Annotated in this window: 16 protein-coding genes; 10 read left to right on the forward strand and 6 right to left on the reverse strand. The window is 69.2% G+C overall.

Going from position 1 to position 14,270, the window contains the following annotated elements:
* Nucleotides 1–193, reverse strand: a 193-nt coding sequence (locus tag U9978_RS11460) for a hypothetical protein (RefSeq protein WP_322761079.1), incomplete at its 3' end; no start/stop codon positions are given.
* A gap of 73 nt (nucleotides 194–266) precedes the next feature.
* Here U9978_RS11460 and U9978_RS11465 point away from each other — a divergent pair.
* From U9978_RS11465 to U9978_RS11475, 3 genes are all read left to right on the forward strand, one after another.
* Nucleotides 267–506: a hypothetical protein gene (locus U9978_RS11465; RefSeq protein ID WP_322761080.1), complete on the forward strand. Its 240-nt coding sequence runs from the start codon at nucleotides 267–269 to the stop codon at nucleotides 504–506.
* A 204-nt stretch (nucleotides 507–710) separates the two neighbouring features.
* On the forward strand, nucleotides 711–1,913 hold the full coding sequence (locus tag U9978_RS11470; RefSeq protein WP_322761081.1) for a Rieske (2Fe-2S) protein: 1,203 nt from the start codon (nucleotides 711–713) through the stop codon (nucleotides 1,911–1,913).
* On the forward strand, nucleotides 1,910–2,989 hold the full coding sequence (locus U9978_RS11475; RefSeq protein WP_322761082.1) for a hypothetical protein: 1,080 nt from the start codon (nucleotides 1,910–1,912) through the stop codon (nucleotides 2,987–2,989). Before U9978_RS11470 ends, U9978_RS11475 begins: the two co-directional genes overlap by 4 nt.
* A gap of 90 nt (nucleotides 2,990–3,079) precedes the next feature.
* Here U9978_RS11475 and U9978_RS11480 read toward each other — a convergent pair whose 3' ends face one another.
* On the reverse strand, nucleotides 3,080–3,727 hold the full coding sequence (locus U9978_RS11480; RefSeq protein WP_322761083.1) for a TetR/AcrR family transcriptional regulator: 648 nt from the start codon (nucleotides 3,725–3,727) through the stop codon (nucleotides 3,080–3,082).
* Between the two features lie 123 nt (nucleotides 3,728–3,850).
* On the opposite strand from U9978_RS11480, the gene U9978_RS11485 reads away from it, so the two are divergent.
* On the forward strand, nucleotides 3,851–4,711 hold the full coding sequence (locus U9978_RS11485) for an LLM class F420-dependent oxidoreductase (protein WP_322761084.1): 861 nt from the start codon (nucleotides 3,851–3,853) through the stop codon (nucleotides 4,709–4,711).
* A 197-nt stretch (nucleotides 4,712–4,908) separates the two neighbouring features.
* Here the strand turns inward: U9978_RS11485 and U9978_RS11490 are convergent, their stop codons facing one another.
* Nucleotides 4,909–6,102 carry an amidohydrolase family protein gene (locus U9978_RS11490; RefSeq protein ID WP_322761085.1) on the reverse strand — a complete coding sequence of 398 codons (1,194 nt, stop codon included), beginning with the start codon at nucleotides 6,100–6,102 and terminating at the stop codon, nucleotides 4,909–4,911.
* A 169-nt stretch (nucleotides 6,103–6,271) separates the two neighbouring features.
* The gene (locus U9978_RS11495) at nucleotides 6,272–6,958 is read right to left on the reverse strand and encodes a TetR/AcrR family transcriptional regulator (RefSeq protein WP_322761086.1); all 687 of its coding nucleotides are present in this window, start codon (nucleotides 6,956–6,958) and stop codon (nucleotides 6,272–6,274) included.
* A gap of 156 nt (nucleotides 6,959–7,114) precedes the next feature.
* On the opposite strand from U9978_RS11495, the gene U9978_RS11500 reads away from it, so the two are divergent.
* From U9978_RS11500 to U9978_RS11525, 6 genes are all read left to right on the forward strand, one after another.
* On the forward strand, nucleotides 7,115–8,371 hold the full coding sequence (locus tag U9978_RS11500; protein WP_322761087.1) for an acyl-CoA dehydrogenase family protein: 1,257 nt from the start codon (nucleotides 7,115–7,117) through the stop codon (nucleotides 8,369–8,371).
* Entirely contained in the window at nucleotides 8,368–9,291 is a 924-nt protein-coding gene (locus U9978_RS11505; protein WP_322761088.1) for a transketolase, read from the forward strand. The genes U9978_RS11500 and U9978_RS11505 overlap by 4 nt, the downstream gene beginning before the upstream one ends.
* On the forward strand, nucleotides 9,288–10,301 hold the full coding sequence (locus tag U9978_RS11510; protein WP_322761089.1) for a transketolase family protein: 1,014 nt from the start codon (nucleotides 9,288–9,290) through the stop codon (nucleotides 10,299–10,301). The genes U9978_RS11505 and U9978_RS11510 overlap by 4 nt, the downstream gene beginning before the upstream one ends.
* Nucleotides 10,302–10,366: 65 nt before the next feature.
* Entirely contained in the window at nucleotides 10,367–11,776 is a 1,410-nt protein-coding gene (locus U9978_RS11515; protein WP_322761090.1) for a 4-hydroxyphenylacetate 3-hydroxylase N-terminal domain-containing protein, read from the forward strand.
* 94 nt (nucleotides 11,777–11,870) lie between these two features.
* Nucleotides 11,871–12,596, forward strand: a complete 726-nt coding sequence (fabG, locus tag U9978_RS11520; RefSeq protein WP_322761091.1) for a 3-oxoacyl-ACP reductase FabG — start codon at nucleotides 11,871–11,873, stop codon at nucleotides 12,594–12,596.
* A gap of 21 nt (nucleotides 12,597–12,617) precedes the next feature.
* Nucleotides 12,618–13,403, forward strand: coding sequence for an SDR family NAD(P)-dependent oxidoreductase (locus U9978_RS11525; protein ID WP_322761092.1), 786 nt, complete (start codon nucleotides 12,618–12,620; stop codon nucleotides 13,401–13,403).
* 114 nt (nucleotides 13,404–13,517) lie between these two features.
* Here U9978_RS11525 and U9978_RS11530 read toward each other — a convergent pair whose 3' ends face one another.
* Nucleotides 13,518–13,952: a PIN domain-containing protein gene (locus U9978_RS11530; protein ID WP_322761093.1), complete on the reverse strand. Its 435-nt coding sequence runs from the start codon at nucleotides 13,950–13,952 to the stop codon at nucleotides 13,518–13,520.
* On the reverse strand, nucleotides 13,949–14,209 hold the full coding sequence (locus U9978_RS11535; RefSeq protein WP_322761094.1) for a CopG family transcriptional regulator: 261 nt from the start codon (nucleotides 14,207–14,209) through the stop codon (nucleotides 13,949–13,951). Before U9978_RS11535 ends, U9978_RS11530 begins: the two co-directional genes overlap by 4 nt.
* Nucleotides 14,210–14,270: the final 61 nt, after the last annotated feature.

A 14,270-nucleotide genomic window follows, 5' to 3' on the forward strand; every position in this document is an offset into this window, starting at 1 on the left:
AAGAGCCGACGACCGAGGCGCCCCGTCGGACAGCGCCGTGACGGCCCTCCCCGTGACCGACATCTCCGACGTCACGTTCGGGGCCGGGGCGGCAGGCCGTTCGATCGACCGCCTTGAGCTGCCGGACCACGCCCGCAGGCAGAATCGCCGCCTGGCCAGGATTGACCTGCTCGCTCTCGCTGACCACGTACATGATACCTCCTGCGTAAAAACGCTTTACTTACCGTAAGTAAGCCTGCTTTAGACAAGCGTGTCAACATGGGTCGATGGAGACTGCAGACCCACTCGAGCGCACCGAGTTGACCTTTCTGTTCGGCATGGCCTTTCAGCTGGTCCTCTCCGAGTTCGTGAGCCGTCTCGACGCTGCGGGCTACGCCGAGCTGCGCCCTGTGCACGGCTTGGTCTTCCAGCTGCTGCACGGCTCGGGCACGACCAGCACCGAGCTGGCCGCCATTATCCGTACCTTGGCAGGCGACACGATCCCGCCGCTTCGCCCTGTCTGGTGAATGGGTCCGGGAAGCCAGTCCGCAGCACCGGATTTTGGTGCGCGGAGCCAAGAAGACCGCTATTGGGTGTCCATATAGATTGGGCGGCGCTATAGTCGTCCCAACCGATTCCGACGGTCCCCGCTCGCCAAAGCAAACGAAGGCGGCGGCGCGACGCCCGGCCGCATTCCGAGCGCACCGGTGACTCGACGACCAGGAGGCGCTGTGATCGGTCACCCGGAAGACGGCTACCCCGCCACCGCAGGCATGCTGGCATCGGTGGCCCACGCAGCCATGCCAGCCCCGGATCAGGTACGGGGAGGGACGCCTGAGCGGCCGACCCCGGCAAGCGAGGCGGCGGACGGGCCGTCACCCGGGCGCACCCGGCCCGCCGACCCCGACGGGGTAGCAGACCGCGAGCCGTTCGGGCTGGTCGCGGGATGGTGGCCGGTCGCGTTCAGTTCCGAGGTGTATGCCTCCCCTCGAGGCGTCCGCCTGGGCGGCCGGCAGATCGTCGTCTACCGCGATGAGGGCCGCGTCGTGCGCGCATTGACCGACCGCTGCCCGCACCGACGGATGCCGCTGTCCATGGGCACCGTGACCTCAGCGGGACTGCGCTGTGGCTACCACGGCTGGGTGTTTGACGGGGCGAGCGGCCGGTGCACGGTCATTCCGGACCTCGGACCGGAAACGCCGTCGGGACGGATCGGGGTGCCGGCCCATCCGGTCTCGGAGGAAGGCGGGTTCGTCTTCGTGTGGACCGGGTCCGGCACACCGCAGCCACTCACGCCGGTTCTGCCCGTAGCCGGCTGGGAGCGGGTACAGCCGAGCCGGCAGGTCGTCCGCGGGGTAGTCGAGGCCCGCGCGGCGCACACCGAGCTCTCCGAGGCACTACTGGTCAATCCGGGGGCGGCGCTCGGGCTGGGCTGGCTGCTCGGCGGCGGCGACGAAATGCTCGGGCCTGAGGTAGTCCTCGACGCCGCGGGAGTGGCGGCCCGGCGGTGCCGGTTGACGTGGAGCCTGCCCCGGCTGGGCACCTACGACCCGGTGAGCAAACGGACCACCGTCTCCACAACGGCGACGACCGCCGCCACGGGAATGACGACCACTCTCGCTGAAACGCCCGCCGGTCGGACGGTGGCGCGGGTCGTGGTAGGGCTGACTCCGGTCGGCGCATACCGCACCACCGTGCGCTGGCGTGTCGAGACGCTCGGTCTCGGCTCGCGTCTCGCGTCCGCATCCTGCTGCCTGACGGTTGCCGGCCGGCCGCTGACGGGGCGGATGGCGCACCGGCTCGAGACGGCCGCCGACGGCGCCGGGAACGGGTGCGATCCCGCCGTCCAGAGGCTGCGGGAGTTACGCGCCGCGCTCGTCACCACACCTGGCCTCCCGGCGTCGGCGGCCAAGGACCCGAAGGAAGTGCGATGACCACCACGACACCCGCACATATGACCACCGAGCACCCGCGCACGAACACGAACACGAACACGAACACCGCGGTGTTACCGGAAAGCAGGACGGCGTCCGGACCAGCCGACTTCCGGCCCGGTGCGTTCGCGCTGCGCGACGCCTGGTTCCCGGTTGTGCATACCAGGCTTGTGGGCCGGCGATCGGTCCTGCGGCCCATTCACGGTCAACCCATCTATCTGTGGCGCGACAACGGCGTGCTGAAGGCGTCCGAAGATTCCCCGAAAGACCGCGAGCGGGGACGGTACCGGGCGAGCGAGTTCACGGCCGGCACCGGCTTCTACCCTGTGGGCGAACGATACGGGTACGCGTGGGTCTGGTACGGCAACCCGGCGACAGCCTCGCTCGACCTGATTCCCCACCTTCCGCATCTTCCGGTCGACAAGAGCCTGCCACGCCACTTTCTGGGTAACGTTGTCTTCGACTGCAGCTACGAGCTGGTCTGTGACAACCTCCTGGATCTGAGCCACGCAGACCTCCTGCATTCCTGGCAGCAACGGGTGGCCGGCAGCGAGATCAGGGTCTCGTCCACATCCGAGACCGTGATGATGGCGCGCGTCGCCGGCGGCCGGCCCATTGCCAAGGCGCGACGCCGCCAGCTCAAGGCGGAGCGGCAGGACTTCCGAATGGCGACCCTCGTGCATGTCCGCAGCGGGGTCTGCATGCTGTATGGCTCCTACGAGCCGGGTATGTCGGTGCGGATGCTGCATCCGGCGAACCCGGAGTCGGCTACCCGGACCCGCACCCCGGTGACCTTCAACCTGCAGCGCCTCTCCCCGTTGACTCGACACCTTTCCCCACTCGCCGGGCACCTCACCGCACGGCAGGACAACTGGGCGCTCCGCCCGCAGAACCAGCGGTATCTGCGGGCGGTAGCGGAAGACGAACCGGATCTGAACTCGCCCTTCGACGTCGCCAGCCTGCGTTACCGGAAGGTTTACCAGGACCTGGTGGCCCGCCAGCGGCTTGGCGACTACTCATACCGGCCCGACGGCGACCCGGGGCGCGACGTCACCGCGGAGATCGAGCGCGGCTGAGAAACCCGGACGCAGCACTCGTAGGAGCCGGGCCACGGAGGCATCGGCAGACCGTTCGAACCCGCCGAGCAATGGGGAGCCCGGGGCGGGTCAGAAGGCTCCGGGGCGGACGGTGCGCATGACGTCGTCGAGGACCTTGTCCAGCGGTGCCCGGCAGTCGGCTGCCATCCAGGCCCGCTTCGCCGCCTCCAGGCACGCCAGCGCGGCGCCGATGACCGCTTCGGGGCGGGCGTTGATCCCGGTGTCGGCCGAGGCGGGGTCGGGGGCGGAGCCAAGACGGGCGGCGATATGCGGAATGAGCCGGTCGTGCCACCCGCACTGCTTTTCCAGGTTACGGGCCCGCAACGCGGGATTGCCGTCGAGCATCTGGCGCAGAGCGAGGGCGCCCTGTGGATCGCGCACGTGACAGACGAGGAGCACGTCGAAGGCGCGGCGCAGCGCCGTCCACGCGTCCTCGTCGGCAGGCCGCTGCGCCAATGCCTCGGCGAGTGACTCGCCAAGGGCGTCGAGGTGGTCGAGTACGACGTCTTCCTTCGAGGCGAAGTAGCGGAAGAAGCTGCTGCGGGACATCCCGGCGGCGGCCGCGATCTCCTCGATCGTCGTCGCGTCGTAGCCCTTGCGGGCGAACAGCTCCATCGCGACGGTCATCAGCTCGGCCCGTACGGCGCGCCGGGTGCGTTCGCGGAGCCCGAGCCCGAGCCCGGGTCCAAGTCCAAGCCCTCCAGACGCCTCCGCCATCACGGTCGTACTATACCTCGCGCCATAACTGCTTCATGGTACCTGATCTGGAACTGAGTGCCGTGTTGGGCGTAGAGTGCCGATACGATGAAGCGGGTGAGCGAGCTGCGACGGAGGGGTGTCATGGATCTGTCTGGGGTGGGGGTCTGGAGTATCCCCCTGCGTTACGGAGACCCGGCCGAGATCGCCGAGGCGGCTGCCGAGCTTGAAGAGCTGGGCTTCAGCGCGGTGTGGATTCCCGACATCGGGGGGGCGGTGTTCGACGCCGTCGGTCATCTGCTGGCGGCGACCCGGCGGATGGTTGTGGCGACCGGTGTCCTGAACCTGTGGATGCACACGCCGGCGGAAACCGCCGCGTCGTACGCGTCGCTGTCCGCCGCCCACGGTGACCGGTTCCTGCTGGGTGTCGGGGTGAGCCACGCGCCGCTGGTGGACGCCTCCGAGCCCGGTCGCTACCGCCGTCCGATGGCGGCAATGTCGGCGTTCCTCGACGGCCTGGACACCGCCGAGCAGCCGGTGCCCGCCGAGGGGCGCGTGCTGGCCGCGCTCGGCCCGAAGATGGGTGATGTTGCGGCGAAGCGCGCCCGTGGGGTGCATCCCTACCTCGTCACGCCGGAACACACGCGACGTGCCCGCGAAGCGCTGGGTGACGGTGCACTTGTACTCCCGGAACAGTCGGTGATCCTGTGTTCGGGGGCGGAGGAGGCGCGGGCGATCGGGACGGACTGGCTGCGACGGTATCTCGCTCTGCCGAACTACGCCAACAACTGCCTGCGGCTGGGCTTCTCACCCGACGATCTGGCATCGGTGAGCGACCGCCTGTTCGACGCGCTGATCGCGTGGGGAGATGAGGAGGCGATCCGACGCCGGGTGGACGAGCACCGTGCCGCCGGCGCCGACCACGTCGCCGTGCAGGTGCTCGCGGCCGACCAGAACGCCTTTCCGCGCGAGCAGTGGCGTCGGCTTGCCGCCGCCCTGCTGTAGTGGCCCGGGCGTCCCGAACATTTCGGGCGGCGCCCCACTGAAGTCGTTCTTGGCACTGCTTTCACGACGTGAGGGGCAGCCGGGATGACTGATGATCTGGGCGCTGCAACAGTCGCCGGAACCGCGCAAGGGCATGCGCGCCTTCATGGATCGGCGTCGGCGAGTGGAGACAGGAGTTCTGGAGCCCCACGGGCCGTTCACCCGGCTGCGGCCCGGCCCACAAAGGCCATGCCGCGGTCCCGGCAGACCGCCCGCTGCTCCTTCTCCGGCAGGAAGTCCACCAGTTTCGGCATCTGCGACGGATCGGCCATGCCCTCCCCGTGCGGATAGTCCGAACCCATCACCAGACAATCCGATCCCACCGCTCCGGCGATCTCGGCGATGTCGTCCTCCGGGTACGGGACCACCAGGATGTGCGCACGCACGATCTCGGTCGGCCGGCTGGGTAGGGGACCGCCTATCCACGGGCCGTTGCGTCCCATGCCGCGCATCTTGTCGATCCGCCCCATGAAGTACGGCAACCAGCTCGCACCATGCTCGACGGATATGACCTTGAGCTGCGGAAATCGACCGAACAGGTTGTCGTAGACGAGCGCGGACAGAGTATCCATGATCGCCCGGTCGCCGTACAGGTTCATCCACTGCCAGGCGGACTGGTCATACGGGCGCGGATTGGCGTCCTGACCCCAATGCACAGCTTCACGCTCGTTGTAGCCGCTGTCGGTGATGTGATATGCGACACCCACGCCCGCCTCGTTGAGCCGGGCCCAGACGGGATCGAAATACCGGTCGCCGGGCGAACGGCCGTAGGCCGGTCCGGTCCGCAACATCACGACTCGGGCGCCGCGTTCCAGGACCCACTCGGTTTGGCGAACCGCCTCGTCCAGGTCCCGGAACGAGATCGCCGGCGGGCAGAACAGCCGGCCCGCATTCGCGAACCCCCAGGTCTCGAACAACCACCGGTTGAAGGCATTGAGGTTGGCGTACAGGACATCGGTGCGCCGGCAGAACGACTCAGCGAAGAGCGCCAGCCCGGGAAAGACGATCGCTGCCTCGACACCCTGGCGATCGAGGTCGGCCAGCCGGGCCTGCGGCTGCAGGTACTCCGGCCTGGGTGGCTGGTAGAAACGCTCGTCGTCGGCGATCCCGGACTTCATCGCGCGCAGCTTCTCGGCGAGCGTCCCGGGCACATGTACCTGCTCGTACAGGTTGCCGTCGGTGAACGTCACAATCCGATCACCAGCCACGATCAGTTCGGTACCGGCGGCGTCGCGGACCGGTCGCAACGCCTCCGCACGGAATGCGGGGTCGATGTAGTCGGTGAACGCATCACGCGGTTCGTACAGGTGCGAGTCCGCATCGAACAGGGGGTAGTCGACGACCGGTGTCATGGTTTTCTCCTTTGCCGCTTCCCGCGGCCGCGGACGGCGGCCGTCGCTCGGGTATGTCAGACCGCAGCCGCGCCCTGGTACCGGCTGACCTCGGGCCTGCCATCAGTGACCCGGGGGACTTCGGCCCCCGGCGATGCGACAGAACCACGATCGCATCGCCGTTGGCCCACTAGCCGATCGGCGCCCGGGCGAGCCCGCGCAGGATAAAGGTGCGGTACCAGTCCCCGATTTCGGCGAACGACAGCCGACCCTCGGGCCGAAACCACAGGTGGGTGTAGTTCATCAACTGCATGATGCTGTTGGCCGCGACCGCGGGATCGACGGCCGGGTCGAACACGCCTTCGTCGACACCCTGACCGATGATGTCGCGCACGAACTGGTCGTAGGCGTCGCGCTGGTCGATCAGCGTTTGGACGCGCTCGGGACGCAGGCTACGGAACTCCCGTTCGACGACGGCGGAGTACGGGATGTTGGTGGCGAGTCGGGCCATCCACCGCTCGACGAACCGTGACAGCCGCGTCACCGCATCCGCTCGCATGAGCGTCTCATCCTCCGTCAGGTAGCGCAGGCCGTCGGCGTGGACATGCTCGGCGATGGCGTAGAGGAGGTCCTCCTTGGTGTCGATGTAGTAGTAAAGGCTGCCCTTGAGCAGGCCGACCCGGGACGCGATGTCCTGGATCGTGGTCCCCTCGTAGCCCTTCTCGTAGAACACATGGGCGGCGACATCAAGGATTTCGTGCCAGCGGGACTCGCCCACCACGGCCTTCGGCGGTCGCGCGGACAGCCGACGGGCAGCAGCGCCCGTCTCCGGGCCGTTCGACTGCCTGTCGGCGTCGCTGACCGGGCCATGTCCCATCGGGCGGATCACCTTCCTCGACGAATGTGCCGCTTGACGAACCCGTCCATGCCAGATCAATCTAACGGTTGTTTGACCCACACGTCCAGGCTCACGATACGAGTCAGTCGTCCGACCAGGCAGTGGCGGCGGCCGGGGTGCCCAGGAGGCTGCGAGATGACAGAAGTGGCGCCAGGCGACGAGGAGATCGGGCAGTTCGCCACCCTGGCCACCGCCTTCCTGGACCGGCACGCGAAGCGCCGGCCCGAGCGCCTCGGCCAGCTGCGGTGGGGCGAGGGCTCGGATGACATCGCGGTGCTGGAGGTCCACGCCGACGCCGACGCCGAGCGGCGCGATCTCACCGCGGCGCAGGCGTGGCGGGCGACGGTGTTCGACGCCGGGTTCGGCTGGCTCGGTGGCCCGGTGGAGTACGGCGGCGGTGGCCGCAACCCGGTCCTCGACGACGTCTACCGCGGTCTGGAATCCGGGTATGAGGTGCCGAACCAGAACATCATCGCCAGCGGCACCGCGCTCGTGGCGCCCGCGGTGATCGGACACGGGAGCGCAGAGGTGAAGGCCCGGTACCTGCGCGGTGTCTTCCGTGGTGACCTCGTCTGCTGCCAGCTGTTGTCCGAACCCGACGCCGGCTCCGACCTCGCCGGGCTGCACACCCGCGCGGTGCGCGACGGCGGCGAGTGGGTCGTCACCGGCCAGAAGGTGTGGAGTTCCTATGCCCACCTTGCCCGCGTCGGGCAGCTCCTCGCCCGCACGGATCCGGATGCCCCCAGGCACGCCGGGCTGACGATGTTCCTCGTCGACATGGACAGTCCCGGCGTCGCGGTCCGACCGCTGCGCATGATGACCGGCGAGGCGCACTTCAACGAGATCTTCCTGGACGAGGTGCGGATCCCCGACCACAACCGGGTCGGGGCGGTCGGCCAGGGCTGGCAGGCCACGATCACCACGCTGATGAGCGAACGGGCCGCCGTCGGCGGCGGCGCGACCTCGCCGGCGATGGACCCCGTCCATCGCGTCACGGCGCTGGCCCGCCACCTGCGCCGCGACAGCATCGGCATCGGCATCGGCATCGGCGACCCGCTGCTACGGCAACGGCTCGCCGACGTCCACATCCATGAGCGGTTGCTGCGCTACCTGGGGCTGCGCCAGGAGGCCGCCCTCGCGGCCGGCCGGCCGCCCGGACCGGAAGGATCGGTGATGAAACTGTTGTACTCGCAACAGGCTCGGCGGATCGGCGAGCTGGCCGCGGACCTGCTGGGACCGGCGGTCACCGCCGACAACGGCGAGTGGGGAACGTTCGCCTGGGCGCGGTGGGTGTGCGGAGCACCGTTGCTGCGGATCGCCGGCGGCACGGACGAGATCCAACGCAACACCCTTGCCGAACGGGTGCTGGGACTGCCCCGGGAGCAGCGGTGACGACGCCGGCCGCCGCGCAGCCGAGCGCACCCCCTCCAACCACCACCGGCACGACCACCACCGGCACCCTCGGGGTGCTCCAGCGTGATCGCGAGGTGACCCCGACCGAGCTGCGCCGTCGCGCGGAGTGGATCCGACTGGAGACGATCAGGCTCGTCGGCATCGCCGGCAGCGGTCACTACAGCAGCACGTTCTCCGCGGCCGAGCTGTTCGCCGTCCTCTACTACCGAGTGCTCCAGCTGGCCCCGGCGGACCCGGCCTGGCCGGACCGGGACAGATTGCTGCTCGGCAAGGGCCATGCCGCGGTCGGCCTCTACCCGTGTCTGGCCGACCTCGGCTTCTTCCCGACCGACTGGCTCGACTCCTATACCCGGCTCGGTAGCCCGCTCGGGGACCACCCGGACATGACGAAGGTGCCGGGGGTCGACTTCAGTTCCGGTTCCATCGGTCACAACCTGTCGGTGGGGCTCGGGATGGCGCTCGCCGCCCGGTTGTCCGGACGCGGCTACCGCACCTACGTCGTGCTGGGCGACGGTGAGCTGCACGAGGGCCAGGTGTACGAGGCGATGATGGCCGCCTCGCACTTCCGGCTCGGCAACCTCGTCGCGGTCGTCGATGCCAACGGCTCGTGCCTGGACGGCCCCACCTCGCAGGTCATGAACGTGGAGCCGATCGCCGGCCGGTTCGACGCGTTCGGCTGGCGCACGGTGGAACTGGACGGTCACGACGTCGAGGCGTTGGTGACTGCGTTCGCGACGTTGCCACCGCCTACCGACGATCAGCCGACCTGCGTGGTCGCCCGCACTGTCAAGGGAATGGGCGTGTCGTTCATGGAGTCGGCCGAGGAGTGGCACCTGGGCTTCCTCGGGCCGGCCGACCGGGAACGCGCCGAGCAGGAGATCCGGGAGCGGCTGGCATGAGCCGCCCGGATGATCGAGAGGAACGCTACCCCATGACCGTGCCGCTCGACCCGACGAGCTGGAACATCGCGACCAGCGACGGTCAGCTCGACGCGTTCGTGATGGGCGAGGAGCTCGCCGACCTGGCCGACGACCGGCCGGAGATCGTCCTGCTGACCGCAGACCTGATGACATCCAACCGCACCGGCGACTTCGCCCGCCGCCATCCGCACCGCCACTTCGATCTCGGTATCGCCGAGCAGAACATGATGGGGGTCGCCGCGGGCATGGCCGCCTGCGGTTTCCGGCCGTACGTGTCGACGTTCGCGTCGTTCGCCAGCCTGCTGTGCGCCGAGCACCTTCGTACCGACCTCGCCTACCCCCGGATGCCCGTCCGGGTGCTCGCTCACCACGCCGGCATCGCGATGGGCTTCTACGGCACCTCTCATCACGCCGTCGAGGACATCGCCGTCACCCGCGCGATCGCCCACCTGACCGTGGTGGCGCCCTGCGACGCGAACGCGACCCGCGCGGTGCTGCGCGGGACCCTCGACCAGGACGGGCCGGTGTACATCCGGCTCGGCCGCGGCCGGGAGAAGCCGGTCTACGACGCGGTGCCGCCGCTGACGCCCGGCCGCTTCAGCACGGTACGCGACGGCACGGACGCAACCATTGTCGCGACCGGTCTCGGCGTGCAGATCTCGCTCGCCGCCGCACGCCTGCTCGCCGCGGACGGCATCGACGTCCGTGTCCTCGATGCCGTCTACCTCAAACCGTTCGACGAGGAGGCGGTCGTCGCCGCCGCCGAGCAGACGGGGCACGTGCTCACCGTCGAGGAACACAACGTCGTCGGCGGCCTTGGGGCCGCTGTCGGCGACGTCCTCGCCCGCCACCGGCTCGCGCCTGCGTTCGCCGTCCACGGGTTGCCCGACGACTACGCGCTCGTCGCTCCCCCGACCCATCTCTACCGGCACTACGGCCTCGACCCGGCGACGGTGGCTGCGCGGATGCGCGAGCTGCTGAAGCGATGAGGTCTGCGGTGAAGGCGGCGGTGCGCACCGGAACCGACCGACCAGAGAAAGGTGATCGTGGAACCATGATGACCGGCGAGCAGTACCTCGACTCGCTGCGCGACGGGCGTCGGGTGGCGCTCGACGGTGTCCTGCTGCCGGATGTCACCACCGACCCGGGGCTTGGCAACGCCGCACGCTGGGTGGCCACCGGCTACGACCGCATCCGGTCGGGGTACCCGGACGGCGCGAACCCGATCTACCAGATCCCCCGGACGGTCGAGGACCTGCGGGCCAGACTCGATCTTGTCCAGGACTGCGACGTGACGGTCGCCCTGACCTCCGCGGTCCTCGCGCTGCTGACCGCGGCACCGCGACTGGCCACGGCGAACCCGGCCTACCGGGAACGGATCCTGCACTATTTCGACGACTGCCGGCGCCGCGACGTACGGTTCGCCGAGGTCATCACCGACGCCAAGGGTGACCGGTCACTGCCGCCCGGTAAGCAGGACGACCCCGACTTCTATCTACGGGTCGTCGACCGCGACGCCGACGGCATCGTGATCAACGGGGCGAAGTTCCACATCACGATGGGGCCTCTGGTGCACGAGCTCGTCGTCATGCCCACCAAGCGGATGAAGCCGGGCGAGGAGCAGTACGCGGTGGCGTGCGCGGTGCCGGTGAACTCCCCGGGCGTCACCCAGATCGCCACCAGCCCGCACCCCCGCGGCCCCGACGGGCGGTCACACCCGGTGTCCGGCCGGCACACCGACCCGGACTCGATAGTGATCTTCGATCACGTGCACGTGCCCTACGACCGGGTGTTCCTCGACGGCGAGGTCGAGCTGTCCGCCGCGGTCGCCCACTCGCTCGGGCTGTGGGAACGGATCAACGGGGTGGCCGACATGGCGCGCCTTGGTGACCTGCTGGTCGGGATGGCCCAACTCGTCGCCGAGGCGAACGGCGTCGACCGGATCCCGCACATCAAAGACAAGATCGCAGAGATGGTCGTCTACGCCACCCTGGTGCGCGCCGGGCTGGAGGCGTCCATCGCGGGCGCGACCCACACCGAGGACGGCATGATCGCACCCAACGAGCTGTACGCGAACGCCGCCAAATATCACGCCGCGGCGCACTACCCGGTCATGGTCCGCAACCTGCACGACATCGCCGGGGGTGCCGTGGCCACGGCCCCGTCCATGGCCGACTACGACAACCCGCAGCTGCGGCCGTATATCGACAAGTACCTGCGGACCATGCCCGGCGTCGACGGCTACTACCGGATGCGGCTGTTCCATCTGATCCGCGACGTCACCGCCGACGCGCTCGGCGGCCGGGAACTGGTCTCCTGGCTGCAGTCCGGTGGCGGACTGTTCGCGCAACGCACCGTGACCCGCAAGCACTACGACATCGAGGCCGCCAAGGACCTCGCCCGGCGGGCCGGCGGGCTCCTCGACGGGGCCGAGCCGGCGAGCTACCCGGACGGCCATGGCTGAGTCCTCTCCCCCCGGGCCGGTTCCCCTCGGGCCAGTTCCCCTCGGGCCAGTTCCCCCGGGGCCGGCCCAGGCCAGGCCGTCGCGCGCTCGCAGGGTGGCCCTCGTCACCGGCGGTACCCGCGGCATCGGCGCGGCGATCACCGAGCGGCTTGCGCGCGACGGCATCCACGTCGCCGCGGTCTACGTCCACGACGACGGCCGCGCGAAGGAGTTTCTGGACCAGGTCAGCAACGCGGGCATGTCCGTGTCGCTGCATCGCGGCGACATCGGCTCGCCGGCCGACTGCGTGCGGCTTGCCCGCGAGGTCGTCGCCGCGCACGGCCCGGTCGACTACCTGGTGAACAACGCGGCCATCAGCAGCGACGCCCCGGCACACGAGATGACGGTCGAGCAGTGGGACGCGGTCGTGCGGGTCTCGCTGTCCGGCGTCTTCTACCTCACCCGGCAGATGCTGCCCGGAATGCTCGAGCGCGGCTTCGGCCGGATCGTCAACGTCGGCTCCATCGCCGGGACGATGGGCTCGACCTGGCAGGCGAACTACGCCGCGGCGAAAGGCGGGGTGATCGCGTTCACCAAGTCGATCGCCCGGGAGACCAGCCGCAAGGGCGTGACCGCCAACTGCGTGCTGCCCGGCCCGACGCACACGGACCTGCATGTGGCCACCTCGGGCGAGGTGAACGACAAACTGCTGCGGCTCATCCCGGCGCGGCGCGTGGGCCGGCCCGAGGAGGTCGCCCATGCCGTGCGTTTCCTGCTCGACGACCTGTCCGGCTTCATCACCGGCGCGCTGCTGCCGGTCGACGGCGGAATGAGCATCTGAGTGGGAGGGTGGGACCAAGTCATGGATCTCGACGGACGGGTCGCGATCGTCACCGGGGCCGGCTCCGGGCTCGGCCGGGCCGCGGCCGTTGCCCTCGCCGCTGCGGGCGCGCGGGTCGTGGCCGGCGACATCGACGCGGCGACCGCCGCGCACACCACGGATCTGATCGTCGCGGCCGGCGGCCAGAGTTGCTCGATCCGGGCCGACGTCGGCGCGCCGGAGGAATGCGCGGCGCTCGTGCGCCGGGCCGTCGACTCCTACGGGGCGCTGCACATCCTCTACAACAGCGCCGGGATCGCGCTGGCCCGAGGGGACGGGTTCGTCGCCGACATCGAGCCCGAGGTGTGGGAGCGGGTCATCCGCGTCAACCTGTCCGGCACGTTCTACTGCTGTCACTACGCGATCGGCGCCATGCAGGCATCCGGAGGCGGTTCGATCATCAACACCGCGTCGTCCATGGCACACCTACCGAACGGACTCCTCGACGGCTATGCCGCGTCCAAGGGCGGGGTTGCCACGCTGACCCGATCCATGGCGGTCGGCTGCGGCGCGCGCAACATCCGGGTCAACGCGATCAGCCCCGGTTACGTCGACACGCCGATCAACGCACCGCTGCTGCGCAACGACAAGGTCCGGACGGCCTTCGCCGCCGGCCACGCCACCGGGCTCCAGACCGCCGAGGAGATCGCCGACCTCGTCGTCTTCCTCGCCGGCGACGCCTCCCGCAGCCTCACCGGTGCCGTGCTCACCTGCGACCGCGGCTGGACGGCGTTCAAGGTTCCCGATGTCCTGCGGCCCGCGCCGTGATCGAGCTGGCTCGCGGCCGTCACGGTCCGTCCGCGACGACGTCGATCGAGTGAGGCAGCAGCCTGGTCAGGGCCGACGTCACGACGGAACGGATCAAGCGTAGGCCCCAACGGGTCACAGGTCGTCCGGCAGGAGACGGAACGCCTTGTGACTGGTGAGCGGGCGCATCGCGCGGAAGTCGCGTCGGTCGAGTGTGAGAACGCTGTCGGTCTCGTACTGCTCCGCAAGCACCACGTTCACCGCGTCCGCCAGGTCTATGCGCAGATCGGCGTACAGGGTCTGGACCGTGCGAGCCTTGCGGAGGGTATCGGCTGCCACCTCGGGGACCAGCATGCGCATGGTCCGCTCCTGTTGTAGCAGCCAGTCATTGACCGCGTAGGCGGTCCTGCGGTCGATGTTGCGGGTGATGATGTGCTCGACTTCGGCGAACACCAGTGGAGAGACCACAGTCACGGATGCCTCACGCAGCGCCGAGCGGGCTGCCATGTGTTCCGGATTGCCGACGTTGAAGGCGGCCACCAGGCCAGAGGTGTCACCAACGACGATCATGTGGTGTTGCCGGTCCTGCCGTTCTTCTGATTGACCGCTTGGTCGACCGCTTCGCGGACGTCGTCTTCGGTGACCGGGCCGCCGAAGTCGAGCGCCGGGATGTCCCAGTCGCCGGACCATCGGCGGGCGTGCAGCGCGGCGATCCGGAACGCCTCACGAAAGTACTCGGCTTCGGGTCGGCCTTCGCGCGCCGCTGCCTCCTTGACGATCTGCAGGTACTCCTCGTCGACCATGACGGTCGTCTTCTTCAAAACCATAAGGTTATGGTACCACCACCAGCACTGGTCGCAGCCGTGATCGTGTCGACCGTTTGAACCC

Source organism: Protofrankia sp. Cr2 (assembly GCF_963555885.1).
In the GTDB taxonomy this organism is placed as follows: domain Bacteria; phylum Actinomycetota; class Actinomycetes; order Frankiales; family Frankiaceae; genus Protofrankia.

Coding starts and splice junctions, on each gene's coding strand:
- U9978_RS11465 (WP_322761080.1), top strand. CDS start 267: ATGGAGACTGCAGACCCACTCGAGCGCACCGAGTTGACCTTTCTGTTC.
- U9978_RS11480 (WP_322761083.1), bottom strand. CDS start 3,727: ATGGCGGAGGCGTCTGGAGGGCTTGGACTTGGACCCGGGCTCGGGCTC.
- U9978_RS11500 (WP_322761087.1), top strand. CDS start 7,115: ATGACAGAAGTGGCGCCAGGCGACGAGGAGATCGGGCAGTTCGCCACC.
- U9978_RS11530 (WP_322761093.1), bottom strand. CDS start 13,952: ATGATCGTCGTTGGTGACACCTCTGGCCTGGTGGCCGCCTTCAACGTC.
- U9978_RS11525 (WP_322761092.1), top strand. CDS start 12,618: ATGGATCTCGACGGACGGGTCGCGATCGTCACCGGGGCCGGCTCCGGG.
- U9978_RS11495 (WP_322761086.1), bottom strand. CDS start 6,958: ATGGGACATGGCCCGGTCAGCGACGCCGACAGGCAGTCGAACGGCCCG.
- U9978_RS11475 (WP_322761082.1), top strand. CDS start 1,910: ATGACCACCACGACACCCGCACATATGACCACCGAGCACCCGCGCACG.
- U9978_RS11485 (WP_322761084.1), top strand. CDS start 3,851: ATGGATCTGTCTGGGGTGGGGGTCTGGAGTATCCCCCTGCGTTACGGA.
- U9978_RS11490 (WP_322761085.1), bottom strand. CDS start 6,102: ATGACACCGGTCGTCGACTACCCCCTGTTCGATGCGGACTCGCACCTG.
- U9978_RS11535 (WP_322761094.1), bottom strand. CDS start 14,209: ATGGTTTTGAAGAAGACGACCGTCATGGTCGACGAGGAGTACCTGCAG.
- U9978_RS11515 (WP_322761090.1), top strand. CDS start 10,367: ATGATGACCGGCGAGCAGTACCTCGACTCGCTGCGCGACGGGCGTCGG.
- U9978_RS11510 (WP_322761089.1), top strand. CDS start 9,288: ATGAGCCGCCCGGATGATCGAGAGGAACGCTACCCCATGACCGTGCCG.